At 44.3% G+C, this 21,151-nt stretch carries 18 protein-coding genes, 5 pseudogenes and 1 riboswitch; of the genes and pseudogenes, 7 read left to right on the top strand and 16 right to left on the bottom strand.

Annotated elements, in window-relative coordinates; all coding sequences use genetic code 11:
- Positions 1-490 precede the first annotated feature (490 nt).
- Both BJP37_RS27590 and BJP37_RS40180 read right to left on the bottom strand, forming a co-directional pair.
- Complete coding sequence (locus tag BJP37_RS27590) at positions 491-745, bottom strand: hypothetical protein (protein ID WP_075903651.1); 255 nt, start codon at positions 743-745, stop codon at positions 491-493.
- A gap of 344 nt (positions 746-1,089) precedes the next feature.
- Positions 1,090-1,227, bottom strand: a complete 138-nt coding sequence (locus BJP37_RS40180; protein WP_158069802.1) for a hypothetical protein — start codon at positions 1,225-1,227, stop codon at positions 1,090-1,092.
- A 217-nt stretch (positions 1,228-1,444) separates the two neighbouring features.
- On the opposite strand from BJP37_RS40180, the gene BJP37_RS27585 reads away from it, so the two are divergent.
- The 3 genes from BJP37_RS27585 (at position 1,445) to BJP37_RS42900 (ending at position 3,252) form a co-directional block, all read left to right on the top strand.
- Complete coding sequence (locus BJP37_RS27585; protein ID WP_143727828.1) at positions 1,445-1,948, top strand: metallophosphoesterase family protein; 504 nt, start codon at positions 1,445-1,447, stop codon at positions 1,946-1,948.
- 91 nt (positions 1,949-2,039) lie between these two features.
- Entirely contained in the window at positions 2,040-2,477 is a 438-nt protein-coding gene (locus BJP37_RS37585) for a hypothetical protein (RefSeq protein ID WP_143727508.1), read from the top strand.
- The gene (locus BJP37_RS42900) at positions 2,395-3,252 is read left to right on the top strand and encodes a transposase (RefSeq protein WP_229415237.1); all 858 of its coding nucleotides are present in this window, start codon (positions 2,395-2,397) and stop codon (positions 3,250-3,252) included. Before BJP37_RS37585 ends, BJP37_RS42900 begins: the two co-directional genes overlap by 83 nt.
- Before the next feature lie 371 nt (positions 3,253-3,623).
- Here BJP37_RS42900 and BJP37_RS44000 read toward each other — a convergent pair whose 3' ends face one another.
- Positions 3,624-3,944 carry an ISAs1 family transposase gene (locus BJP37_RS44000; protein WP_269087077.1) on the bottom strand — a complete coding sequence of 107 codons (321 nt, stop codon included), beginning with the start codon at positions 3,942-3,944 and terminating at the stop codon, positions 3,624-3,626.
- A gap of 59 nt (positions 3,945-4,003) precedes the next feature.
- Positions 4,004-4,729, bottom strand: a complete 726-nt coding sequence (locus BJP37_RS27575; RefSeq protein WP_269087076.1) for an ISAs1 family transposase — start codon at positions 4,727-4,729, stop codon at positions 4,004-4,006.
- Between the two features lie 424 nt (positions 4,730-5,153).
- Between BJP37_RS27575 and BJP37_RS41600 the strand changes: the two genes are divergently transcribed.
- Positions 5,154-5,660, top strand: a complete 507-nt coding sequence (locus tag BJP37_RS41600; RefSeq protein ID WP_075903647.1) for a hypothetical protein — start codon at positions 5,154-5,156, stop codon at positions 5,658-5,660.
- Positions 5,617-6,153: a hypothetical protein gene (locus BJP37_RS41595; RefSeq protein ID WP_198954201.1), complete on the top strand. Its 537-nt coding sequence runs from the start codon at positions 5,617-5,619 to the stop codon at positions 6,151-6,153. The genes BJP37_RS41600 and BJP37_RS41595 overlap by 44 nt, the downstream gene beginning before the upstream one ends.
- A 203-nt stretch (positions 6,154-6,356) precedes the next feature.
- Here BJP37_RS41595 and BJP37_RS27560 read toward each other — a convergent pair.
- Positions 6,357-6,728 (bottom strand): annotated as a pseudogene (locus BJP37_RS27560) (transposase); the annotation flags it as partial.
- Between the two features lie 270 nt (positions 6,729-6,998).
- Entirely contained in the window at positions 6,999-7,172 is a 174-nt protein-coding gene (locus BJP37_RS27555) for a DUF4278 domain-containing protein (RefSeq protein ID WP_081431351.1), read from the bottom strand.
- 35 nt (positions 7,173-7,207) lie between these two features.
- Positions 7,208-7,292: riboswitch (Glutamine riboswitch) on the bottom strand.
- 140 nt (positions 7,293-7,432) lie between these two features.
- Here BJP37_RS27555 and smpB point away from each other — a divergent pair.
- Positions 7,433-7,900 (top strand): SsrA-binding protein SmpB, encoded by a 468-nt coding sequence (smpB, locus tag BJP37_RS27550; protein ID WP_075903642.1) that lies wholly within the window; start codon positions 7,433-7,435, stop codon positions 7,898-7,900.
- On the opposite strand, the gene BJP37_RS27545 is transcribed toward smpB, so the two are convergent.
- The 5 genes from BJP37_RS27545 to BJP37_RS27520 form a co-directional block, all read right to left on the bottom strand.
- The gene (locus BJP37_RS27545) at positions 7,894-8,097 is read right to left on the bottom strand and encodes a hypothetical protein (RefSeq protein ID WP_075903640.1); all 204 of its coding nucleotides are present in this window, start codon (positions 8,095-8,097) and stop codon (positions 7,894-7,896) included. The two genes, smpB and BJP37_RS27545, sit on opposite strands and share 7 nt — an antisense overlap.
- 3 nt (positions 8,098-8,100) lie before the next feature.
- Positions 8,101-9,483 (bottom strand): IctB family putative bicarbonate transporter, encoded by a 1,383-nt coding sequence (locus BJP37_RS27540; protein ID WP_075903638.1) that lies wholly within the window; start codon positions 9,481-9,483, stop codon positions 8,101-8,103.
- A 328-nt stretch (positions 9,484-9,811) separates the two neighbouring features.
- On the bottom strand, positions 9,812-11,398 hold the full coding sequence (locus BJP37_RS27530; RefSeq protein WP_229415464.1) for a GAF domain-containing sensor histidine kinase: 1,587 nt from the start codon (positions 11,396-11,398) through the stop codon (positions 9,812-9,814).
- 198 nt (positions 11,399-11,596) lie between these two features.
- Positions 11,597-12,325: a GUN4 domain-containing protein gene (locus BJP37_RS27525; protein ID WP_070396930.1), complete on the bottom strand. Its 729-nt coding sequence runs from the start codon at positions 12,323-12,325 to the stop codon at positions 11,597-11,599.
- A 521-nt stretch (positions 12,326-12,846) separates the two neighbouring features.
- Entirely contained in the window at positions 12,847-13,335 is a 489-nt protein-coding gene (locus tag BJP37_RS27520) for an adenylyltransferase/cytidyltransferase family protein (protein WP_070395231.1), read from the bottom strand.
- Positions 13,336-14,040: 705 nt separating this feature from the next.
- On the opposite strand from BJP37_RS27520, the pseudogene BJP37_RS27515 reads away from it, so the two are divergent.
- Positions 14,041-15,851 (top strand): annotated as a pseudogene (locus tag BJP37_RS27515) (IS1634 family transposase).
- Positions 15,852-16,103: 252 nt separating this feature from the next.
- Here BJP37_RS27515 and BJP37_RS27510 read toward each other — a convergent pair.
- From BJP37_RS27510 to BJP37_RS37570, 5 genes and pseudogenes are all read right to left on the bottom strand, one after another.
- Positions 16,104-16,346 carry an HNH endonuclease gene (locus tag BJP37_RS27510; protein ID WP_081431350.1) on the bottom strand — a complete coding sequence of 81 codons (243 nt, stop codon included), beginning with the start codon at positions 16,344-16,346 and terminating at the stop codon, positions 16,104-16,106.
- 126 nt (positions 16,347-16,472) lie between these two features.
- Positions 16,473-18,043: pseudogene (locus tag BJP37_RS45180) on the bottom strand (group II intron reverse transcriptase/maturase).
- Between the two features lie 76 nt (positions 18,044-18,119).
- Positions 18,120-19,642, bottom strand: a pseudogene (locus BJP37_RS27500) (reverse transcriptase domain-containing protein).
- A gap of 792 nt (positions 19,643-20,434) precedes the next feature.
- Positions 20,435-20,767, bottom strand: coding sequence for a hypothetical protein (locus BJP37_RS27495; RefSeq protein ID WP_075903632.1), 333 nt, complete (start codon positions 20,765-20,767; stop codon positions 20,435-20,437).
- A gap of 109 nt (positions 20,768-20,876) precedes the next feature.
- Positions 20,877-21,095 (bottom strand): annotated as a pseudogene (locus BJP37_RS37570) (zinc ribbon domain-containing protein); the annotation flags it as partial.
- Between the last annotated feature and the right edge of the window lie 56 nt (positions 21,096-21,151).

Here is a 21,151-nt window from a genome sequence, read left to right as displayed (position 1 = left end):
TGGGGAGATGGGGAGATGGGGAGATGGGGAGATGGGGAGATGGGGAGATGGGGAGATGGGGAGATGGGGAGATGGGGAGATGGGGAGATGGGGAGATGGGGAGAATTTTTATTAAGGGGAATTTCCGGATAATAACCTTAAACCTTGAACATCCCAACCTTAAACCTTCAACCGAATAACCTTTAACCTTCAACCTCCCAACTTTCAACCCCAAAAAAAATAGCCGCAGAAATACTTTCCACGGCTAGAAGTTATCTTTATGACTCAACTTTGTAAACCAAACCAGACATCATCCGATTTAATCAGACCGTAAGCTGTCAGCTATCAGTTTATGCGCTACGCGCACACTACGCGAACAGTTATCAGCTATTATCATTCAGCTATTAGCTATTACCCAAAGGCCAAGGGCTGACCGCTGACCGCTGATCGCTGACCACTGACATCAGACCTAATTTTTTTGCCAGGGGGGTAAAACCCCCTGTCGATTAGTTTAACCGATAATTAAATACTTCGTCATCATAGTGATGAATTCCCCCGGGATTCCAGTGGGCTGAAGGGGGCTCCACTCCGAGATTTCCGCGTAACGCAGTCCATAAAGGGCATACATGGTATTGAGTATTGCTTTACGTGATCCTTTCAAAATGTGCTTAACTGGGTATTTTTTTTGGGAAGGTTCCTGAGGAGTATTACCAGGAGTAGTCTCTTCAGGATTGTTGTTTTCGTTTGGGACAAAGTCTTCAGTCATAATTAAACTCGTGTTTGAGATTTATAAATATAATCATAACGATTACAGATTATTTTGTCAAGGGGTTTTATAATTTTTTTTGTGAGATGGTATGGAAATAAAATGTACAAAAAAACTTAAGAATGTAGAATTAAGAATGTAGAATTGAGAATTGAATAAAAATGTTAGAGTCGTAGGGTGGGCATTGCCGATAAAGATCATGATTGAACCGCGATTAATGAAATGGGCAATGCCCACCAATACCCAATCATAATCGGGAATCGGAAATCGGGAATCGGGAATAGAATAAAAATGTTAGAATCGTAGGGTGGGCATTGCCGATAAAGATCATGATTGAACGGCGATTAATCAAATCGGCAATGCCCACCAAGACCCAATGATAATCGGGAATCTGGAATCGGTAAGAGAGTAAAAATTTGGGAATGCGATCGCGTAGCGTGGCCTACGGCCAATCCCGTAGCATCTCTTTCAGAGAATGGCATTTTTTATTGGATTAACTTTACTGATATCATCGGCAACAGTAACTAAAAAAACTGAAATATATCAGATAAATTGTGATAGGTATATAAAATGAATTGTGATAAATTTTGTTCCCTGTTCCCTGTTCCCTGTTCCCTGATTTTCCTGTGTTAGACTGAATCAAAATTGGGTTTCAAGCATCTGCCAGTTAATAATATATAGTTAACTGGAAGTTAATCGGTGAGTGATTCAACTAGCTTGATCAAAATGTATGATCACACGGAGGTGATCGTTAGGTGGTTACATCTGACAGACCTTCACATGGGTATGAAAGGCTTAAAAACTCTCTGGCCAAATGTTGAAGAAATTTTCTTTAAGGATTTAGAATACCTTTGTGAAACGGTAGGCCCAATTGATTTGGTAATGTTTACTGGCGATCTCACCCAGAGGGGCAATGAATCGGAATTCCAACAGGTAGACAAACTCTTAAATAAGTTCTGGAAAAAGTTTGGCGAGATGGAATTTGAGCCAAAGTTTCTGGCTGTACCTGGCAACCACGACCTGGTTCGACCAGATCAGTCTGACCCCGCATTGATTAATCTCCAGGATCGGTGGGACGATCATGATTTCCAACAGGCATTTTGGGATAACATCGAATGTCCTGAGCGACAGCTTGTAAACAAGGCTTTCGAGAATTATCTTCAATGGTGGCAAAATACGACCGTACCTAAGCCCGCTGACTGACTGACAAAAGGCGGTCACTGTTTTGTCAAACTGTTTGTCAGATGGATGCTTGAGGGATTAAAAAAATCTGAGTGGGAGCCAGCGTTCTAAGATGCGCGATGCCACTCAAAACCATAAGAACGCTGTGAAAAAAAACTCCCGCCTCTACAATGCCCTGAATACCTGGCTCGGTCAAGCCAGTCCCTGGGCACACAAAGCTCACCTAACGGTCTGTATATGGATGGTGGTGGCCTTGATCCATAGTGGTGAAGTTAATCTGACCCGCTGGATATCCTATCTGCCCTGCCGAGGAAAGTATGCTCACAGTAAGCACAGACGGGTTCGTCGATGGCTCAATAACCCTCGTATCAATATACATCGACTGTATAAACCATTGATCCAAGCCGCCTTGGCGGACTGGCAACAGGAGTGTCTTTACTTGAGCTTGGATACGTCATTGTTCTGGGATGAGTATTGCCAGCTCCCTTGTGGCAGTGGTTTATCGGGGTCGTGCCTTGCCGGTGGCTTGGCGAGTGCTTCATCACAGTAGTGCGATGGTCTCATTCAAGGACTACCGAGACGTGTTGGATCAGGCAGCTCGGTGCCTACCCAAAGACGTAAAAATTGTCTTATTGGCTGATCGAGGGTTTGTCCATAAGGATTTAATTCAAGCCCTGACTCAGCAATGGCATTGGCATTATCGTATCCGTTTGAAAAAGGATGCTTGGATTTGGCGCACTGGCAAAGGTTGGTGTCAACTTAAACAGTTTCACTTCAAACGGGGCGAAGCACTGTGTTTTCACAACGTGGGATTGCATAAAGACCAATGGTATGGCTCGGTCCACATAGCCTTTGGGCGCAACAACATCAATGGTGAGTTTTGGGCCATCGTCAGTGATGAACCGACCACCTTACAAACATTCTATGAATACGGATTAAGATTCGATATTGAAGAGGCTTTTTTGGACGACCAGTCTAACGGCTGGAACATCCAGAAGTCTGAGATTCGCTGTGTATGTGCCCTTTCGAGACTTTGGTTCATCTTGGCATTGGCTACACTCTATGTTACGGCACAAGGCACATTGGTTGTGGAAACGGGGAAACGACGGTGGGTTGACACCCATTGGTTTCGTGGCAACAGCTATTTCCGCATCGGCTGGGATTGGGTCAAAACTGCTCTGTTAAACGGATGGCGACTGATTCGTCACGTCAGTTTCACCTCCAACCGTGATCCTGACCCTGTTATGGCATCGCGCAAACAACACGAGAAACGAATTTATAGGCTAGAGTTCAAAGTACTAACGTACCAATATGTTCCGGAATAACTTTTGTCAGTCAATCAGGCATTAACTGACACTATTCCATTATCTACTTTTCCGATACTTCCTAGATATTGCCTTGCTACATAGCAGGGCAATCGCATCTAAATCAGGTTAACCTAGAAGCTAAAGTGATTGGACTTGTTTTCCACAATATTTCTCATTTTTGGTTGGTTAAAGGAGCATGCCAACGGGGTCGGAACAATCTGGCGGCATGATGGGGTTGGGATGTGCTTTGTTGTGGTTTCCTCTAAGAAGTTGTGCAGTCCTCACTGTGCTGGTCTAGCAAAACCTAACAGGAATGATTGCTGAGCAACAGGTTTATGACAAAGTCATTATCCATGGCCGCTCGGTAGCGTTTCTGGGCAATACTTTGCTTAGAGGGTTCTCGTTTGAGTAAATTCAGCGATAAGCGTCGCAGCAGTCCCATATTCATTGGTCCATGAAGGCGTGCGAATACGGCTATGGTCTTCGCCAAAGGTGACATCTAAGATCCAATGGAGGCTATTTTCAATCCCCCAGTGGGAGCGGATCGCCTGCCCTAAAACCCTAGCATCTGCACCTAAGCTGGTGATGTAGAAACACACCTCTGTAGTCGTTTTATTCCAAAGACGTCGCTCTCGTTTGACCATCACCACGCAGGTTTTGCCCTGCCATTTCGAAGGATTGGGCAAATCGGGCAATTGGCTGATGGGCACCGCCCACACTTGTCGATGCGTTGGTCCGATGATGACCTGCTTCTGTATGCTCGTGATAGCTATACGTGGGTCCCCTCCCAATGCTTTTTTTCAGCCGCCTTAAAGAATGTCTTCACTGCCTTGTGGAGCTTGCCTTGATTCCCTTTGAGTGCCAGGATATACTCCCCACCTTGGTCTCGGATTTGGGCAGCAAGATCGCGCTGAGTACCCATTGCATCTAGGGTGATAATCGCACCCTGAATATCCAATAGATTCAGTAGCTCTGGAATGGCTGTAATCTCATTCGACTTGCTCTCTACCCGTTGTTGGGCCAAGACCAGATGGTGTTCTGAAGCCCAAGCACTGACTGTATGTAAGGCTTTAAGTTGATGCTCTCGGTCATAGGAGCTACGGGCTGTTTTGCCATCTATGTTGATCAGCTTAATCTCCAGCTGGTCGGTAATATGTCCGACCCAACTCAAAAAACACTCATGCAACTGCTGGGGGTCAATCAACCCTAAGACTCTCGAAAAGGTATCGTGTGAGGGAATACCATGAGGCAATGTCAAGAATGTCTCTAACCATTGCCGTTTCGCTTTTCCATAGGTTTCAATCCCTACCATGCTATCCGCCCCAGATAGGGTGGCCAGGATGGCAATAGTTACGATGTCGACCAGTTTTTGCTGTGGCTGCCGTTTCACCCGAGGCTCATCCAATCTCTCAAACTCCTTAAGCACACTACGTCTGAGCTTTTTCAGCGTAACCGAAGGAGGGGATATGCTAGGAGCACCAAAACCTGTTGACATGAGGATTGAAAGGATGTGAAAGGGACTGATTCCATCTGTCTGTAGTGTCCTTCATTCCAGAAGAGTTGTCTAGTCCTATCACTGACTATGTTAAATACCTATTTTGTCAAGTACAATTTATACAAAATAGCTGCAATTACCCTGTGCTACATAGCTTACAAGGGTACGTTTTTAAGATTTCTGGAGCTACTGCCTTAAAATTGAGAATTAATCATGCCTAGGAGTCAAGCTGTGATGAGTAGGGATGGCTGATTCAAATCAAATCCTTACCTGGCTTGGGCAACAGCTGCAAGAATCCAGGGAGTAGGATGGTCAACATTGCACCAAAGGGGTAATGGCTTCCGATCATAATAGTGATCGAATATAAGCTATGACTGATTGCCCAATAGCTTACAAGGACGGGCGTTGAATAGTAACCAGCAAAATGCCTCATTTAACCAAACCCCAAGCTGCAGTGTTGAGTATGGGTCGCAATGGGTACGCTATCACCCATTGTTGTGGGTTATCAACCGTATCAGCTTTTCTGGCACAACTGCTTGATAAGCAAGAGTTCACGGTCAGACAGCAATTACGAGAATGGTATAAGGAGCGTAGTGATATAGGTGGTAGAAAACGTAATGAACTGGATGTAACCGCGAGTTTTGCACCATTGTTGCAATGGCTATTAAGTTGGTGGCCAACGGATCACAAAAACATCGTGTTAGCTGCAGATGCCTCAACACTGGGAGATCGCTTCACCTTGTTAGTGGTTTGCGTGGTTTATAGAGGTTGTGGCATACCAGTGGCGTGGAAAGTAATCGTTGCCAAAAACACATGTTGCTGGCCACCTTACTGGTTGAAGTTATTTGAGCATCTTCAGCCTGGGATTCCCTCAGTAGGGTGTGTGGTTGTCACCACTGACAATCGCTTGTATGCTCCGGTGGTTCTATGAGGCAATTGTTGCCCTGCAATGGCATCCGTTCATGGGCATCAATGCTCAAGGTTACTATCAGAGCAAGCTCTCCTGTGGGTTTGTGCCACTCAAAGGATTGATCACTGCACTGGGTCAGTCTTGGGCAGGGATGATCACTTGTTTCAAAAATAACTCACTCCAATGCACCCTTTTGGCTCGGTGGGATGAAGACTACAGCGACCCATGGTTAATTCTGACAGACTTAGAGCCAGACCAAGCTGAAATCTTGTGGTATGGCATGGGCAGTTGGATTGAGTGTATGTTCAAAGATATCAAGCGCGGCGGACTACAGTGGCATCTGACCAGGATCAGTGATCCCAAGCGAGCAGAACGAGTATGGTTGGCGATAGCAGTAGCGACGTTATGGTTAGTCAGTGTCGGCGGAAAAGCTGACGACAAGCTATTAGCTAGCAGTTTACAATTGGCCCAGCCTATGGACAATAGCACTGGTCAATCTCGTATCGGAGTCTGAGGAAAGTTCATCTCCTAAATCATTGAAGACCAGTGCACCTCGAAAACTCAGTTGTTTCCGGCGAGGACTAATTAGAATTTTAGCGGCGGCATTTAAGGGGGAACCTTTGCCCATCGGGAGTTTTGTCCCTGATTTTTCAGCCTCCCCAGCACAAGTTCATGTCTTTAGTTCTGGATGAATCTTAAAAACGTACCCTTGTAAGGTGCTACATAGTCCGTTTTTTTTCCTTTCCTTCTATCCCCGGTTTCATCAATTATTACCGTGATTTTTTCGGAGTTTAATGCTTTGAGCATCCGACTTAATCTTCGGGATTTTACTTCAGTCGCTGACCAAGGAGAATTGGCTAAAAAATGATGGAGTGACTGAGCAGATTTTATGCCTACTACCTTAGCTATTTCTGGTAGCGACTTTCTCTTTATCGGTGAGATTATTCCTAAATGTAAATATTTGAAACATTCATAACTTCTTACTTCTGAAAACAGGTCTTTATAAGCCTCACAATATTGATCAATAACCGAAACTGTTGGTTGTGCATCTCTGGCACTATGTTTGAGAATCTGTAACTCTACATCCATTGCCCTATCTACTTTTGAGCTACCCAATCTGTTTATTCTCTTATTTTACTTCTCGGAGAGTGACAGAAGAGGGATATACTGAAAATAGTAGGGAAGACAAATTAAGAGCTAAACGCCACCTACTTGCCTCAAAATTGAACTTTTTTGTATTGTTCCGGTGCGGAGGGGCATCCCGTATCGTTAATAAAGCTTGCTGAGTATCCTAACCAATGGGCGGAGTTGGCAAGAAGCCCACACTGAACCGTGCTTGTCAGTCTGGGAGTATGTCACTTAATAAGAAACGCCACGATATTTGAGGTTGACTTTGTCTTGCACAAGTGGTATCGGATGGGCACTACCCAATCGGTAATTCACTCCCCGATACTTGCCAGTCAAGTCAACTGCTGTGGTGGAAACTTCGCAAGGATGGTATTGGTAGCTAACACCGCGATAAGAAAGTTTCATAGTCTTCGCCTCATAATGTCAGTGTAGTGATAAGAGGCGCGTTCCTTCAGGATTTATCCTTACTTCCGTCTCTCCATGAAGCTTGATCACCTATGGTTAAGTCATGAACAGATGAACGATTTGTAATTTCTGTATCTATTGTAACTGTTTTGCAGGTAAATCTCAATATCTTCATAAAAGTTAATAGTTTCCCGTTGTCGCCAGTTCTAACCTCAGGCGCTACAGTTAAATAACTGCAAGCTTGTGGGAGTGGCAAGACTATGAGTGATAAAGGTGAAAGTTATAAAGTTATTAGTGATAATCGACAAGCTCGTTTTCTCTACCAAATTTTAGAGACTTACGAGGCTGGGATTGAGTTAAAGGGAACGGAGGTGAAGTCTATCCGAGTTGGCAAGGTCAACTTGCGGGATGGCTATGGGTTGATTCGTGGTGGGGAAGCGTGGCTGCTCAATGTCCATATCTCTCCGTACCAAAATATCAACGAATATTTTAATCATGACCCCCGTCGCAGCCGAAAACTACTGCTGCACCGTAAGGAAATCAATAAGCTCACCGGTAAATTAGAACAGCAAGGTTTAACCCTTGTCCCCTTAAAGATTTATTTGAAGCGCGGCTTAGTTAAAGTCAGCATTGGTTTGGGCAGAGGGAAAAAGCTCCATGATAAGCGCGAGACGATCAAGAGGCGTCAGGATCAGCGAGATATGGCACGGGCTATCAAACGTTATTGAAGGTTGAACGCCCACCCGTGGCCTTTTGGCCAAGGTTGGTTAGTTGCTTGGTAGGTTGTTCGCGAATGCGTGGCCTTTTGGCCAAGGTTGAACGCCCACCCGTGGCCTTTTGGCCAAGGTTGTTTGGTCAACATCAAAAAACTAGCAACCTTCAACCTTGGTAACTTGTAACCTGCAACCTTCAAAGCAACCTGCAAATTCTAAACTTTTGAGGACTCAGAATTCGGATTGACATAGAAACTGGCAATAATGGCAACGACTAGCCACCATAGGGTCTGTACTTGAGGACGGTACCAAACGGTATCTACCAGACCATGGGCGAGCATTCCTGACATGGTGGCAATGGCTCCCATCAGCCAAAATCCCTGACGATTACCTAAATTTCTCAGACGACTCAGTTGTTGCATACCTTGGTTGAAGGTGATTATCAGCAACCAAAGGAAACATAACATCCCGATCAAACCCATTTCTACGGCAGTTTCTAGGAAAATGGAATAGGCACTGAGGGCGGTATATTTCGGGCGTTGGAAAAGGGGATAGATTTTGTTGAAGGCGTTGTTACCTGGACCAATGCCAATCATGGGGCGATCACGAATCATGTCCACCACAGCAGACCAAACATTCATGCGGAAGTTGTTACTACTATCTTCGCGACCAACAAAAATACTAGCAATGCGATCGCGTATAGCTGGAACAAACATGACTGCGAGAAGCATCACCCCAGCACAACTGCTTAATAAGGCTGGCATTGCCCAAGGGCGTAATTTAGGGGGTAACTGCACACTGTACCAATACACCAGCAGGATCAAGAAGACGAAAATACAAACAACAAAACCAATCCATCCACCCCGACTAAAGGTTAGCACTAGACAAACTGAATTCACGACCACCATCGTCAGTGCTAAGGCTTTGGGGAGCAAACCCTGCCAGACAAATACTGCTGCCAAACTCAATGATACTGCTGGGATCAGATAACCAGCTAGTAAATTCGGGTTGCCCAGATAACTATAGACCCGTGTCAGTTTTGCTGCTGCTGAAGTCGGGTCTACCCAGGTAGCTAATGCTTCAGCCCCAAAAAACCACTGCCGCAAGCCGTAAATACTGACAATTAGTGAGATATGGAGAAACAGGGTAATAATCCAGCTACGAAGCGGACCGGAACGCAATACCCTTGCGATCAGGGCAAAAAACAACAAATAAAGGGTTAATTTCACCAAACCACTAGAGGCAGCCCCTTTCACCGGAGAGAGTGCGGTGGCTATAGTGGCAACACTCCAGTACAAAAAAACTAACAGATGAATGGGGCTTACCTTCGGCTTTCCTATATCATCGGATAAGGTTAGCAATACCCAGAACCCTGCACTTGCAATTAACAAGATGCCTACTAGAGCATTGGAGACAAAAGGAGCTAAACCGAACACCAGAGCAACTATCATCGCTCCTATTGGGTCAGACCACTGTAGGAGCAAGCTACTCTGACGCCAAGAATCTAGGAGTCCCACGAGGCGATACAAATAGCTAGTTCCTCGCCACCGATACAGCTGCAAATTTGAGAGAGTAAACCGTTGCCAAGCTGAATTCATTGTCTATGTTTTATTTGAAACCACCCCATCTATAATCTTTGATTTTAGATCAGGATTCATTCACCAAATACTAAAAAACGTTTCGACGCTTCCCGAAAATCTGGCCTTCTCAGGGGGTCTTTAGGACTTTTGCTATCGACCACTTCAGAAAGACGCGCGCAAAATTCAACAATTTCTTAACTGAGCAACCCTTATCAGCCGTTAGTCTTCTATTTATGAGTTGTTTTTGATAAATACGGTCACGGTCTATGTTTGCTGGCTGTATCACCTTTACAGTACCGTTGCCCATATTAGTTTAACATATCAGTCAATGAATTGGAACAGTGGTTTAACAGTTTTGATCAGAAGACTCTAATTTAGGTAAAGTAATCACGTAGCGGTACCCTAACTCTGGCAAACCTTGAACAGAAATTTTTCCTCTATGGCGTTTAGCTAAATGGCAGCTTAGTAATAGCCCTAAACTTTCACGAGATTCACTATTCTGAGGTATTTTTTCCGATTCAGAACTCCAACTAGTGCTTTCTGGGTCAAAAGAACTGGATAAAAACTGATTGTCACAGAGGAAGTTAGAACTCGAAGGTAGTTCACTTATTCCGAGTCGTTCATTGATGAATGGGGTTTCTAAAGCATTAGCAACTGCTGCTGCTGCTGAGGGAGATTGTAACGGTAACTCAGAAATTTGCCCGTACATCTGAGGTAGACCATCTCCGAGCCAGGGGTGAGAAACCCAAACCGCGATTTTCAAAGACACGACATTAGCCCTGTCCAAATCAGTTTTTCGAGAGACATGGATGCGTATTTCACCCCCTGCTTCAGCCGAGTAAATCACACTGAATATGAGGTAATATAGCATTTGTCTGACCTTTTCTTTATCCAGAAACCAGATGCGATTCCCTGGCTCTACAGATAAATGCAACTTTTGTCGATGTTGCTGGGCTATCTGTGCTAAATTGTTAATTGCTTGTTGACAGAGCATTTCAATATCTACAGCAGTTAAATTTAGTTGTTCGCTGTTTTCCTCAAAAATCCCCAAGCAAAGAATTTCATCAACCATCAAGACCAGCTGACGACCACTGCAATAAACAATTTCTAGATATTCTTTTTGTTTATCAGTCAAAGACCCATAAACTTGGCGACTTAATACACTAGCCATTCCCATAATTGATGTTAGAGGTGTGCGCAATTCCTGTGTCAGCTGAGTTAGTAATTTGTACTTAATGGTGTGAACTGAGTTAAAACCAGCTATTCCATCTAGACAGATATTCCGAGGGCTATAAATTTCCCGATCAGACTCCACTTCCTGAGAGTGCTGAGCCTCTGTGGAAGAGTTAGGTAGCCAGTTAACAAACCGGTCACGCTCTTTTTTCAAAAAATGATTCCGCTCAAATTCACTGAGACTCCAACGAGCGGTAATTGCCAAAAACTCATAATCTTTGGTGGTAAAATTGCGAGGTACTAAATCCATAACTGCTAGGGTACCTAAACACTCTCCGTCAGCAGTTAACAGTGGTGCACCTAAGTAAGAACGGATACCGTAGTGGTGAACCAGTACACTACTAGCAAAGACAGGGTTGGCGACTGTATCATTAATCGCCAACATTTGATGACTATCTACTACATAGCTACAAAAGCATTCACTACGGGGCAACTGACGGGACTGTGCCACTCGATTCATTAGACCGATTCTAGATAATCCCACAGCTGATTTGATGTGCTGTTGCGTTTGTACCATAAAGCCCAAAATGCAGATAGGCACATCTAAAAATCTGGCAGTAGTTTGAGTTGCCTCGTCGAAAACTGGTACTGTTTCTGCTTCGAGTAGACCTAAATCCCGAAGAGTTTTCAGTCGTTTTTTTTCCCGTTCTTTAGGAGTCAAACCATCCAGAGTACAAAAAAGTTGATTTTCTTTTGCCATAACCAACCCATTTCCCATGGTTACCTTTGGTAGCACCACAGTCTACTGGCTACTGTAGTACTACCCACAACACTTAAGGTTCCCAGATAGAGTAGTGAAGTCAACAAATTCTCAGGAAAATAAATGCTTAAATCATGCCATTTTTTTTGGTATCAGAAGCATTTTTGTGTTTTTTTCCTTCCTGACCGCTTATGGCAGTCATATCCGAGTAGACCAAGCTGGATGAGAAAGCAAAGAGGAAAATACCCGAACACCTCTGAGCTGATTGGAAAGAGGCAAATGACCTTTTGGTGCACTGAGATCCCAGATAAACTCATGGGGATATCGGGTCCAGCGATTGCCAGTTTTCCAACCAATTTTTGGCCAAAGTTTTTCCCAGTTCTTGCCCAAAGACAACCAAAGCTCCCGCTGTACAGAAAATCCAAATTTGCCTTGAGAGTGAATAACCCACAAGATATCAATAGTTTGCAAATCTGTAATCGGGAAATTGTCTACTTCGGAAAAATACAGCCATCTTCTCTGTAGAGCAGCAGCTCCTGCTAACTCACAGAGTTTTTCGAGAGTAAGACGGTCAGCTGCGAGAAAATCTTGTTTAACTAACAGCTGTTGCACGGGTGTGTAATCAATGCCTGCTTCAGAACGTAGGGGTACAACCCCAGTAGGAAAATAGGTTTGCAAAAATTCATTGGTTTTGGGCATATTGGCTTGATGGAGGGCTTGATAGGCAAAACCAGCACTGAGGATAGTCGGGTTGGCATGTTGCTCCTGTAAAAATTCCATTAACACGTCTAACCCGGCAGTGCCAGTGTTGGCAAGTTCCTGAATCAAAGCCTGTTGTTTTTTTTCAGAACTAGACTTTAGCTGGCGCTGGAGTTCGGCAACTGTGTTAGAGACTTCTGCTGGTAACCGGGCCGTTTGATCGCTCATGAAGGGTAGGGTTTGAGGTTGCACTCAAGAAGATTGAATGTGATAGGTTTTAAAGTCGAGAGTCAAGCAAGTTCATGCTTTTAACCTAGACTACGGCAAGGAACCGCTTGTATACAACCTTCAAGCTTATAATTGTCTAACCTTAAACCTTTTACGATGAACAACTTGTGCCAAAATTCGTGCGATCGTAGTCCGTCAATTGTCTCGCTTCGGTGCTTCACTCTAATCGCTGCTTGAACAATTAACTTGCAGGTTAATTGTTAGGGGTTGGGGGTTAGGTGTTGGTTTAATGGTTAATGGTTAATGGTTAATGGTTAATAGTTAAGTGTGTAAGGGTGCTTAGTACCTAATGTAAGCCTGCTATCATGCCTAATGTAGCGTGCCTATACTGTATATAGGGAGACACCAGCTAGGAAGAGACAACACCCGAGGGTATGAAAAGTTTTTTCCAAAATTGACAAAGAATCAATTTACACCCACAACAATTTACCAAATTTTAACCATTCTCTATTCTCACGTGCTTATCGAGCCTGAAGAATGCGGTTAATGATTTGAGTAGTGGAGGTAGGAAATTCAACCTGGACTAACTCAATCCGCCCCCCGTAGGATTGAACAATTTGGGCTTCTGGTAAAGTGGATAAAGTGTAGTCACCCCCTTTAACGTACACCTCTGGTTGCAGTGCTTCAATTAAACGATTAGCTGTGGTTTCAGCAAAAATCACTACCCCATCTACGGGTTTGAGAGTTGCCAGAATTTCTGCCCTCTGTATTTCAGGAACCAGTGGTCGGGAAGGATATCCTGGCTGTGATGGTTTAATGCGATTTACTGATTGATCACTATTTAGCCCGACCACTAGAGCTGAACCCAAGGATTTGGCAATCTTTAAGTAACGCACATGACCAATGTGTAGTATATCAAAACAGCCATTAGTAAATACCAGAGGTCGCCATCGCTCTGACTCCTGGGTCATCAGCTGTTGTAATTCATCGGCAGTGTAGATTCCAGTCATCTCACTTGAAAATAGTTCTGAGTGCGTCAGGCAGACAATCCTGAGTTAAAAGGACTTACTCCGGTAGTAGGTTTGTCTACTACCAAGGCTACTTCCCTCGCCCCGAAGGAGCTGATTTCTACTTTGCCGTCTACCATATTGATTGGATTTTTTACCAGGAGAGTCAGGGGTTTTGACAGATTTTCTAAGCTCTGCTACCAGGTAAGTCTTGGCTTTTACTCACTAGGGCAGTTTACTTACCAATACTATTATACATACAGGCGATTTGACACTCCCCGGCCTAAAGGCGCGGGGATTCTTGGTTCAACGAGGCAGCGTGGCTCTTCCAGGCCAGAGCCAAGAAGAGTAGAGGCCGCCTCTCCCCGAGCGTTCGGATCGACGTTCGCGTAGTGTGACCTACGGTCAATCCAAGTTCCGGTGTGCCGGAAACGAAACCTTAGTAGAGTGGAGCCTTAGTTAATAAGTTTTGACCCTTTTTCTCATAGCCAGTCCCCTGTAAAGGCTCCACTCTACTTACGGTAACTTCAAACCCCACCGTACTCAAAGCTCTCTTTACTGAAGTTCCCCTGTACATTTGTACTACAAGGTCACGGAAAGGCTATCCCCATCAGGGATAAGCTTTATTTAGCCTGACCCTTGTGTGCCCATGTAATTTTCCAATTTTATTAAGATTTAAAGTTGGGTAACTTCGGCGATAATGTAGTCATGTATATAGAACGAGTTCCCAATCGAAATTCACCACCTGCTGTCCTTCTCAGGGAATCATACCGAGAGGGAAATAAAGTTCGTAAACGCACCCTAGCGTTCTCTGTCTAAATTACCTGATGATGTCATCGAAAATTTACGTATTGTTCTCAAAGGAGGAGTCGCTGTTGAAAACTTCAAGCAGGCTTTTGAGATTCAAAGGAGCTTACCTCATGGTCATGTATCTGCGGTATTAGGAACTCTTCAGAAATTAGGAGTGCCAGAACTGATAGATTCAAAAGCCTCTCGAAATCGCTCTTTAATCATAGCAATGCTCGTAGCAAGAATTATTGAGCCCCGTTCAAAATTGGCAACGGCGAGGGGATTTAATGTTCAAACTTGTTCAACATCAATGAGTCAGCTACTCGGACTTGAATCAACAGATGAAGATGACTTATATGAAGCCTTGGATTGGCGGCTAGTTAGACAAGCTAATATTGAAAATGAACTGGCTAAAAAGCATTTAGAAGAGGGAGCGTTAGTTCTTTATGATGTCAGTTCTACCTATTTTGTTCGCGAAGCGGAGGCCGTAGGCCACAAGGAAAATCCTGTCCTCTGGCTAACTATGGCTATAGTCGAGACAAAAAGAGAGGAAAGCTACAAATTGTTTTTGGTCTACTTTGTAATCGAGAAGGATGTCCGATAGCGGTAGAAGTTTTTGAAGGGAATAAATCCGATACGACGACCTTGGGAAAACAGATAGAAAAAGTCCGTCATCGCTTTGGAATCTCAAAAATCATCTGGGTCGGAGATAGAGGAATGATTACTCAGACCAGAATAGACAAAGAGTTCTCTTCTTACGAAGACCTAGACTGGATTACCGCTTTAACAGCGCCTCAAATTAAAAAATTAGCCGAACAAAAAGTCATTCAACTGGGACTCTTTGATGAACAAAATTTAGTCGAGGTCGAATCGGGAGATTATCCAGAGGTGCGACCCGTGGCGAATTTAATTCGCCTACGGAAAGCGCACCTAGAGAAAGATTAATCGCTTGTCGCAACCCAATAACCGCCGAACAAAGCGCCCAAAAACGAGAAAAACTCTTACAGAAAACAGAAGAAGAATTAGAAAAAATTGTCCGGGCTACTCAAAGAAATAAAAGACCCCTAAAAGGGGCTGACCAAATTGGCATCCGAGTCGGAAAGGTAATTAATAAGTATCTGCTCGGGAAATTCTTTAATCTGGAAATCGGTGACAATAGCTTTTCCTACTCTCGCAAGTCACAAGAACTCAAAGTTGCCGCAGCTAAGGATGGATTGTCTGTGATTCGTACATCTGTAGAGGCAGAAGTTTTAGATGCTCCAAATACTGTAAAAGCTTATAAAAGTCTCTCTCAAGTGGAACAAGCTTTTCGCTCTTATAAGACTGTGGATTTAAAAGTCCGTCCAATTTATCATCACCTTGAAAGCCGAGTTAAATCTCACGTTTTTCTTTGTATGCTGGCTTATTATGTGGAATGGCACATGAAACAAGCTAATGGGCCGATTTTGTTTGAGGATGAGGATGACACTCCTATGGATTGGGATGGAGTAACTCCTGTCAAACGTTCAAAAAAGGCTTTATCCAAAGCTCGTAGGAAGAAGACATCAGAGAACTTACCCGTACATAGCTTTTCAACTTTGATGGCCGATCTGGGGACAATTACTCTCAACACTATTACTGCTAAATTAGAGGGAAATTCTCTAACTTTTTCCAAGGTTACTCAACCCACACAAGTCCAACAAAAAGCTTTGGATTTGCTTAATGTTTCCCTGTTTGTACCCAGTAAGTAACTTCCCGAAAATCTCTAATCCCAAATCCAGCATAGGTTGTGCCGTTTTGTCAAAGGGGAACTTCAGTCTTTAGGATATTGTTCGCGTAGCGTCGGCTGAGGCCGAAGGCCACGCTTCGCGAACGCCGAATCGCAGTATTGTGATTAAACTAAGTCAGTGAGTCACCCCACTGACTTGTCTTCAGAACCGTACGTGACAATGCACGCATCATACCGCTCCTCATCATAGGACTTATCCTTGACAGTGGTACCTCTAAAACGGATTCTCATCTAACTCGTTGGGGTTAACTTTAGTTCCGTGTTTGGCATCGTGGCAATGTAGGTGTAATAATTCCAGATTTTCATCCTTGTTGCTTCCACCATTAGCGCGCGGTAATATATGATGTATTTCCAATAAATCTCCATCCTTGAAAGTAAGACCACAATCAGCGCATTTCCGGAAACGAAACCTTAGATAGTGGAGCCTTACTACAACAGACTTCAACCTTTTACGCATAACCTACCAACTATAAAGGCTCCACTATCTTACGGTAACTTCAAACCCTTCAAGCCGTTGTGACATACTCCCACACTCACCTTTTCAGGTTGAGTGTGGGCTTCTTATTACGGTCGATGTCCCCTATTACGGGGAGCACCTCCGCTCCAGAACCGTGCATGAAACTTTCGCCTCACACGGCTCCTGAGTATCTTTTTGACTCCAGTGAATCTGTTGGTGACAACTTTGGTGAACAGCTATTAAGTTGTTTTTCTTCCAGTTATCATGGTTTCCATCAATGTGATGTAGGTGTACCCTTTCTTCATCAATGAACTTCATTTCACAGTATCCACAGGAATGGTTTTGCCTTTTCAAAGCCTCGGATGTAGCATTGTTGTATAGTTTGGAATTTCTTCGACTCCAATAGACTAGGTCTCCGTCATAGGGGGACTTAGTCCCTTTTACGTTAATGTGCTGGTTTTGTTCATACCCCACTGCGGGAAATGCTTGTTTACATAGTTCGTTAGCTTTATATTTGTTCACCTTTTTTTCCTTTCGGAATTTGCGGTTGGCAGTTTTTGCTATGAACCATAAGCTATCTCGCGAGCTGCTCATGTCGCAACTTTTGTGGTAATTCCTCCATCCGCGCACGATAGGGGCTAATTTCTTGGCTTTTACTTTGGCACCATAATTCGAGCTGTTGACTACGGCTTTAATCTTCTTACGTATGTTCCGGTGGTTTTCCTCTGAGGGAATTGACCGGAACTTTCCGTTTTTTTGGACGCGGAAGTTCCACCCCAAGAAGTCAAATCCGTCTGTCGTTTTGGTTACCTTGGTCTTTTCTTCGCTGATTTCCATTCCACGTTCTTTTAAGAAGTCTTTGACCTTCCCTAAGATTTTTTCAGCGTTATCCTTAGGCTTGAGGATTATTACCATGTCATCGGCATATCTGATACTTCTGACCTTGGGGTTTGTTTCCTCTATTCCGTCAAGTGCGATGTTGGCGCTTTAGTGGGCTGACCACGCCTCCTTGGGGTGTTCCTTGCTCTGGGAATTCCGGATTGATGCCTGCTTTTAGACATCTGAATATCCCCGTCTTCAGACCCGCAGGTGCTAGCAATCTATCCATAATAGAGCTATGGGAGATGCGGTCAAAGCACTTCTTGATGTCTAGTTCAATTACTCTTTTATTTATGCCCTTTTTGCTGGAATTCAGATTTTGAAATAGCATTTTTTGTGCGTCTTGGGCACATCTGCCAGTTCTGAATCCGTAGCTGTAGGCACTGAACGTAGCCTCATGAGCTGGTTCTAAGGCGTATTTTGCGCTTACATTGCCATGCTCTATCTTGGATTGTTGGTACTTTTAGTATTCTCGTACTCCCGTTTTTCTTGGGTATTGGTATCTCCCTTAACCCTTGATGCGTCCAGTTTTCCGCATTGGAGCCTAACTTTTTAAGTACCTCGAACCTTTCTTTGTAGGTTAGGGATGCTTTCCCGTCTACTCCGGCGGTTTTCTTTCCTTGATTGAGCTGTGTCACTTGGCGGATAGCCAATAACTGTGCTGACCGGGATTTCATTATCAGTTTCTGTAGAGACCGGGCTTTCTGACGGTCGCCAGCTTGAACTGCTTTATAAACTCGCTTTTGGAGGCGGAAAAGATTCCGGCGGAGTTGTTTCCACTTTTGACTTTTCCAGAGGTCACTATATCTGTTTGACAGTTACGGTCGATGCCCGGTATTATCCGGGGCACCTCCGCTTCAGAACTGCACGTGAAAGTTTCCCCTCATGCAGCTCCTAGATATCCTTTCCTTTCGGAATGCTCCAATGTATCTGTTGGTGGCAGCTCTGATGAACTGCTAAAAGATTACTTTTAGACCAATTGTCGTGGTTTCCATCAATGTGATGGAGATGTACAGATTCGTCTTCGGTAAATTTCAACCCACAGTGTCCACAGGAATGGTTTTGCTTTTTCAAGGCGTCTGAAGTAGCATCGGAGTAAAGTCGGCTATTTCTTTTACTCCAGTAGACTAAGTCACCGTCATAGGGTGACTTAGTCCCCCTTACGTTTATGTGCTGGTTTTGTGTGTATCCTACCGATGGAAAAGCCTTGTCGCACAGTTCATTTGCTTCCCAGCGATTTATCTTCTTTTCCTTTCGGAATTTTCGGTTTGCTGTTTTGGCCATGAACCAAAGGTTATCCCTGCTACTACCCATGTAGCAGCTTGAGTGGTAGTTTCGCCATCCCCGCACTATGGGGGCTAATTTCTTAGCTTTTACTTTTGCACCATATTTCGAGCTGTTGACTACGGCTTTAATCTTCTTACGTATGTTCCGGTGGTTTTCCTCTGAGGGAATGCATCGGAATTTTCCGTTTTTCTTAACTCGGACATGCCAGCCAAGGAAGTCAAACCCGTCTGTCGCTTTAGTTACTTTGGTCTTTTCTTGACTAATGTTCATCCCTCTTTCCGCCAAAAAGGCAGATACCTTCTTGAGGATTTTCTCGGCGTCATCTTTTGGTTTTAGTATAAATACCATGTCGTCGGCGTACCTTAGACTAGTATGAATATTTTCTATTCCGTTTAAAGCCACATTTGCAAGTAAAGGACTTACCACTCCCCCCTGCGGGGTTCCCTGTTCTGGAAACTCGACGGAGACACCTGCCTTGAGGCATCTGAATATTCCCGTTTTAATTTTTGCTGGTGCTATAAGCCTTTCCATGATGCAGGTGTGGGAGATACGGTCAAAGCATTTTTCAATATCTAGTTCTATGACGCGCTTTGTTTTTCCATTAGAACCTGAGTTCAAATGACTAAATAGGCGTTTTTGGACATCCTGGGCGCACCTGCCCGTTCTGAACCCGTAACTATCTCCGCTGAACGTCGCCTCATGGGCTGGTTCCAAGGCTAGCTTCACGCTTACATTGCCATGCTCTGTCAGCGATGGTTGGTATCTTAAGCATCCTTACTTTCCCATTCTTTTTAGGGATTGGGATTTCTCGAAGTCCGCTGTGGTGCCAGTCGTGACCATAGTGGTTCAATGCTTCAACCAGTTCCATGCGTTCACGGTAATTGAGGCTTGACTTTCCGTCTATTCCCGCCGTTCTCTTACCCTTATTTAGCTGTGTGACCTGACGGACAGCCAAAAGCTGCGCTGAACGGGATTTGCTGAATCAGTTTCTGTAGAGACTTAGCTTTCTTAAAGTCGCCTGCTCGAACCGCTTTAAATACTCTCTTCTGTAGGCGGAATAAGTTTTGGCGGAGTTTCTTCCACTCTTGACTTTTCCATAGGTCACTATGTTTTGACATGTGTCTACCCATACTCTTCTAAAGTTTGTATTTTCTGGATACCCGTGCCCAGTTTCTAGGCACATCCTACCCGACAGTGGGGATTAATTTTGGCATAACTTACCGTAGGTTCGACCGGCCTACAGACCCATTTTAATGCTGTCGTTTTTACTCGTTCCATCTGATAGATTGTTACGGTGATTTAGGGCAGTCCATTTCGCCTATCCTTTCCTCAGAGATGGCGGATATCGACACAAGAAACTCCGCGAGAATATAAGGATGCCAGCTTATGCTTATAGATGGTTCTTCGCTTGGTAGTTTAAGACGCTTTTTCAGGACTTTTGCTACTGTTACCCTTGTCACCTCCCTACTTAGCGGCAGTGTGATGTGACCAACTACATCTCTGATTCCGCCCTGTCGCCAGCTTCACTCTGACAGAATGCCGTCTGTCTCGGTGTGGCCAGATCAGGAGTCACATGTCTCTTCATGGGCAGGACTTACACCTGCATCCGTCAGATAGTTAGGTTTGTGAGTTAAACTCACGCGCCCCTAATCCATACCCCTCCCTACCACGGGAGGCTCCTGATTAGAACAAGCCGCACTGTGTCTACCTATGCTCTTCATTAGTTTGTTTATCTTGATACCCGTCACCAGTTTCCGGTGACATCTTACCCGACAGTAGGGATTAAGCAAGGCAAACGCTTACTAAGGTTCGACTACTTCTTAGACCTAAAGATTGCTGTCGTTTTTACTCGTTCCATCAATTAGATTGTTTTGACGATTTAGGGCAGTCCGGAGATGAAACCTTAGAATAGTGGAGCCTTACTACAAAATTTTTAACCCTTTTACCCATAGCCGACTAACTATAAAGGCTCCACTATTCTTGCGGTAACTTCTAACCAATTTGCCTATCCTCTTCTCAGAGATTACGATTACTGTTGAAAGAGCATCGTGAGAATAAAAGGATGTAGTCTCGCATTTGTTTTCAGATTGCGGCTTGGTGGTTAGACACTTTTTCAGGACTTTTACTACTGTTACCCATGTCGTCTCCCTTTTAGCGGCAGTGTGGATAATCTGATTCACCTCTGATTCCGCCCTGGTGCCAGCGTCACTCTGTAAGGTTGCCGCCTTACTCGGTGTGGCCAGATAAGGAGTCACATATTCTCTTAATGGGGTGGGTTTTCACCACCATCCAACTGATAGTTAAGATTCGGGGTTTTTACCCCGCGAATCTTCTGGGTCATACCCCTCCTGTTTCAGGAGGCTCCTACCTCAGAACGAGCCGCACTCCAACTCCACCTACTGGTTCGGATACTCGGAAAGCTTTATTACCGACGGGATGCCCCACCGCCAACTTTAATATATTGATCGCCGCATTTACATCTCTATCTTCTGTGTACCCGCAGTGAGGACAAGAATGAATACGGTCTTTTAATTTTTTAGGTACTTTTGTCCCACAATTAGAACAGTTTTGACTGGTGTTTCGACAGGGTAATCGCATTTTAATCGAGCTCTAAAATTGTTGTAACCTGGGTTAATTTT

Source organism: Moorena bouillonii PNG (assembly GCF_001942495.1).
GTDB classification, from domain to species: Bacteria; Cyanobacteriota; Cyanobacteriia; order Cyanobacteriales; family Coleofasciculaceae; genus Moorena; species Moorena bouillonii.
This window is presented reverse-complemented; position numbering and strand designations above follow the sequence as displayed.

Excerpts from the sequence above, each read along its gene's own strand:
- BJP37_RS27510 (WP_081431350.1), bottom strand. The coding sequence starts at position 16,346 with ATGCGTAAAAGGTTGAAGTCTGTTGTAGTAAGGCTCCACTATCTAAGG.
- BJP37_RS40180 (WP_158069802.1), bottom strand. The coding sequence starts at position 1,227 with ATGCCATTCTCTGAAAGAGATGCTACGGGATTGGCCGTAGGCCACGCT.
- BJP37_RS27530 (WP_229415464.1), bottom strand. The coding sequence starts at position 11,398 with ATGGCAAAAGAAAATCAACTTTTTTGTACTCTGGATGGTTTGACTCCT.
- smpB (WP_075903642.1), top strand. The coding sequence starts at position 7,433 with ATGAGTGATAAAGGTGAAAGTTATAAAGTTATTAGTGATAATCGACAA.
- BJP37_RS27540 (WP_075903638.1), bottom strand. The coding sequence starts at position 9,483 with ATGAATTCAGCTTGGCAACGGTTTACTCTCTCAAATTTGCAGCTGTAT.
- BJP37_RS27520 (WP_070395231.1), bottom strand. The coding sequence starts at position 13,335 with ATGACTGGAATCTACACTGCCGATGAATTACAACAGCTGATGACCCAG.
- BJP37_RS37585 (WP_143727508.1), top strand. The coding sequence starts at position 2,040 with ATGCGCGATGCCACTCAAAACCATAAGAACGCTGTGAAAAAAAACTCC.
- BJP37_RS42900 (WP_229415237.1), top strand. The coding sequence starts at position 2,395 with ATGAGTATTGCCAGCTCCCTTGTGGCAGTGGTTTATCGGGGTCGTGCC.
- BJP37_RS27555 (WP_081431351.1), bottom strand. The coding sequence starts at position 7,172 with ATGAAACTTTCTTATCGCGGTGTTAGCTACCAATACCATCCTTGCGAA.
- BJP37_RS41600 (WP_075903647.1), top strand. The coding sequence starts at position 5,154 with ATGCCTCATTTAACCAAACCCCAAGCTGCAGTGTTGAGTATGGGTCGC.
- BJP37_RS27525 (WP_070396930.1), bottom strand. The coding sequence starts at position 12,325 with ATGAGCGATCAAACGGCCCGGTTACCAGCAGAAGTCTCTAACACAGTT.
- BJP37_RS27590 (WP_075903651.1), bottom strand. The coding sequence starts at position 745 with ATGACTGAAGACTTTGTCCCAAACGAAAACAACAATCCTGAAGAGACT.
- BJP37_RS27575 (WP_269087076.1), bottom strand. The coding sequence starts at position 4,729 with ATGTCAACAGGTTTTGGTGCTCCTAGCATATCCCCTCCTTCGGTTACG.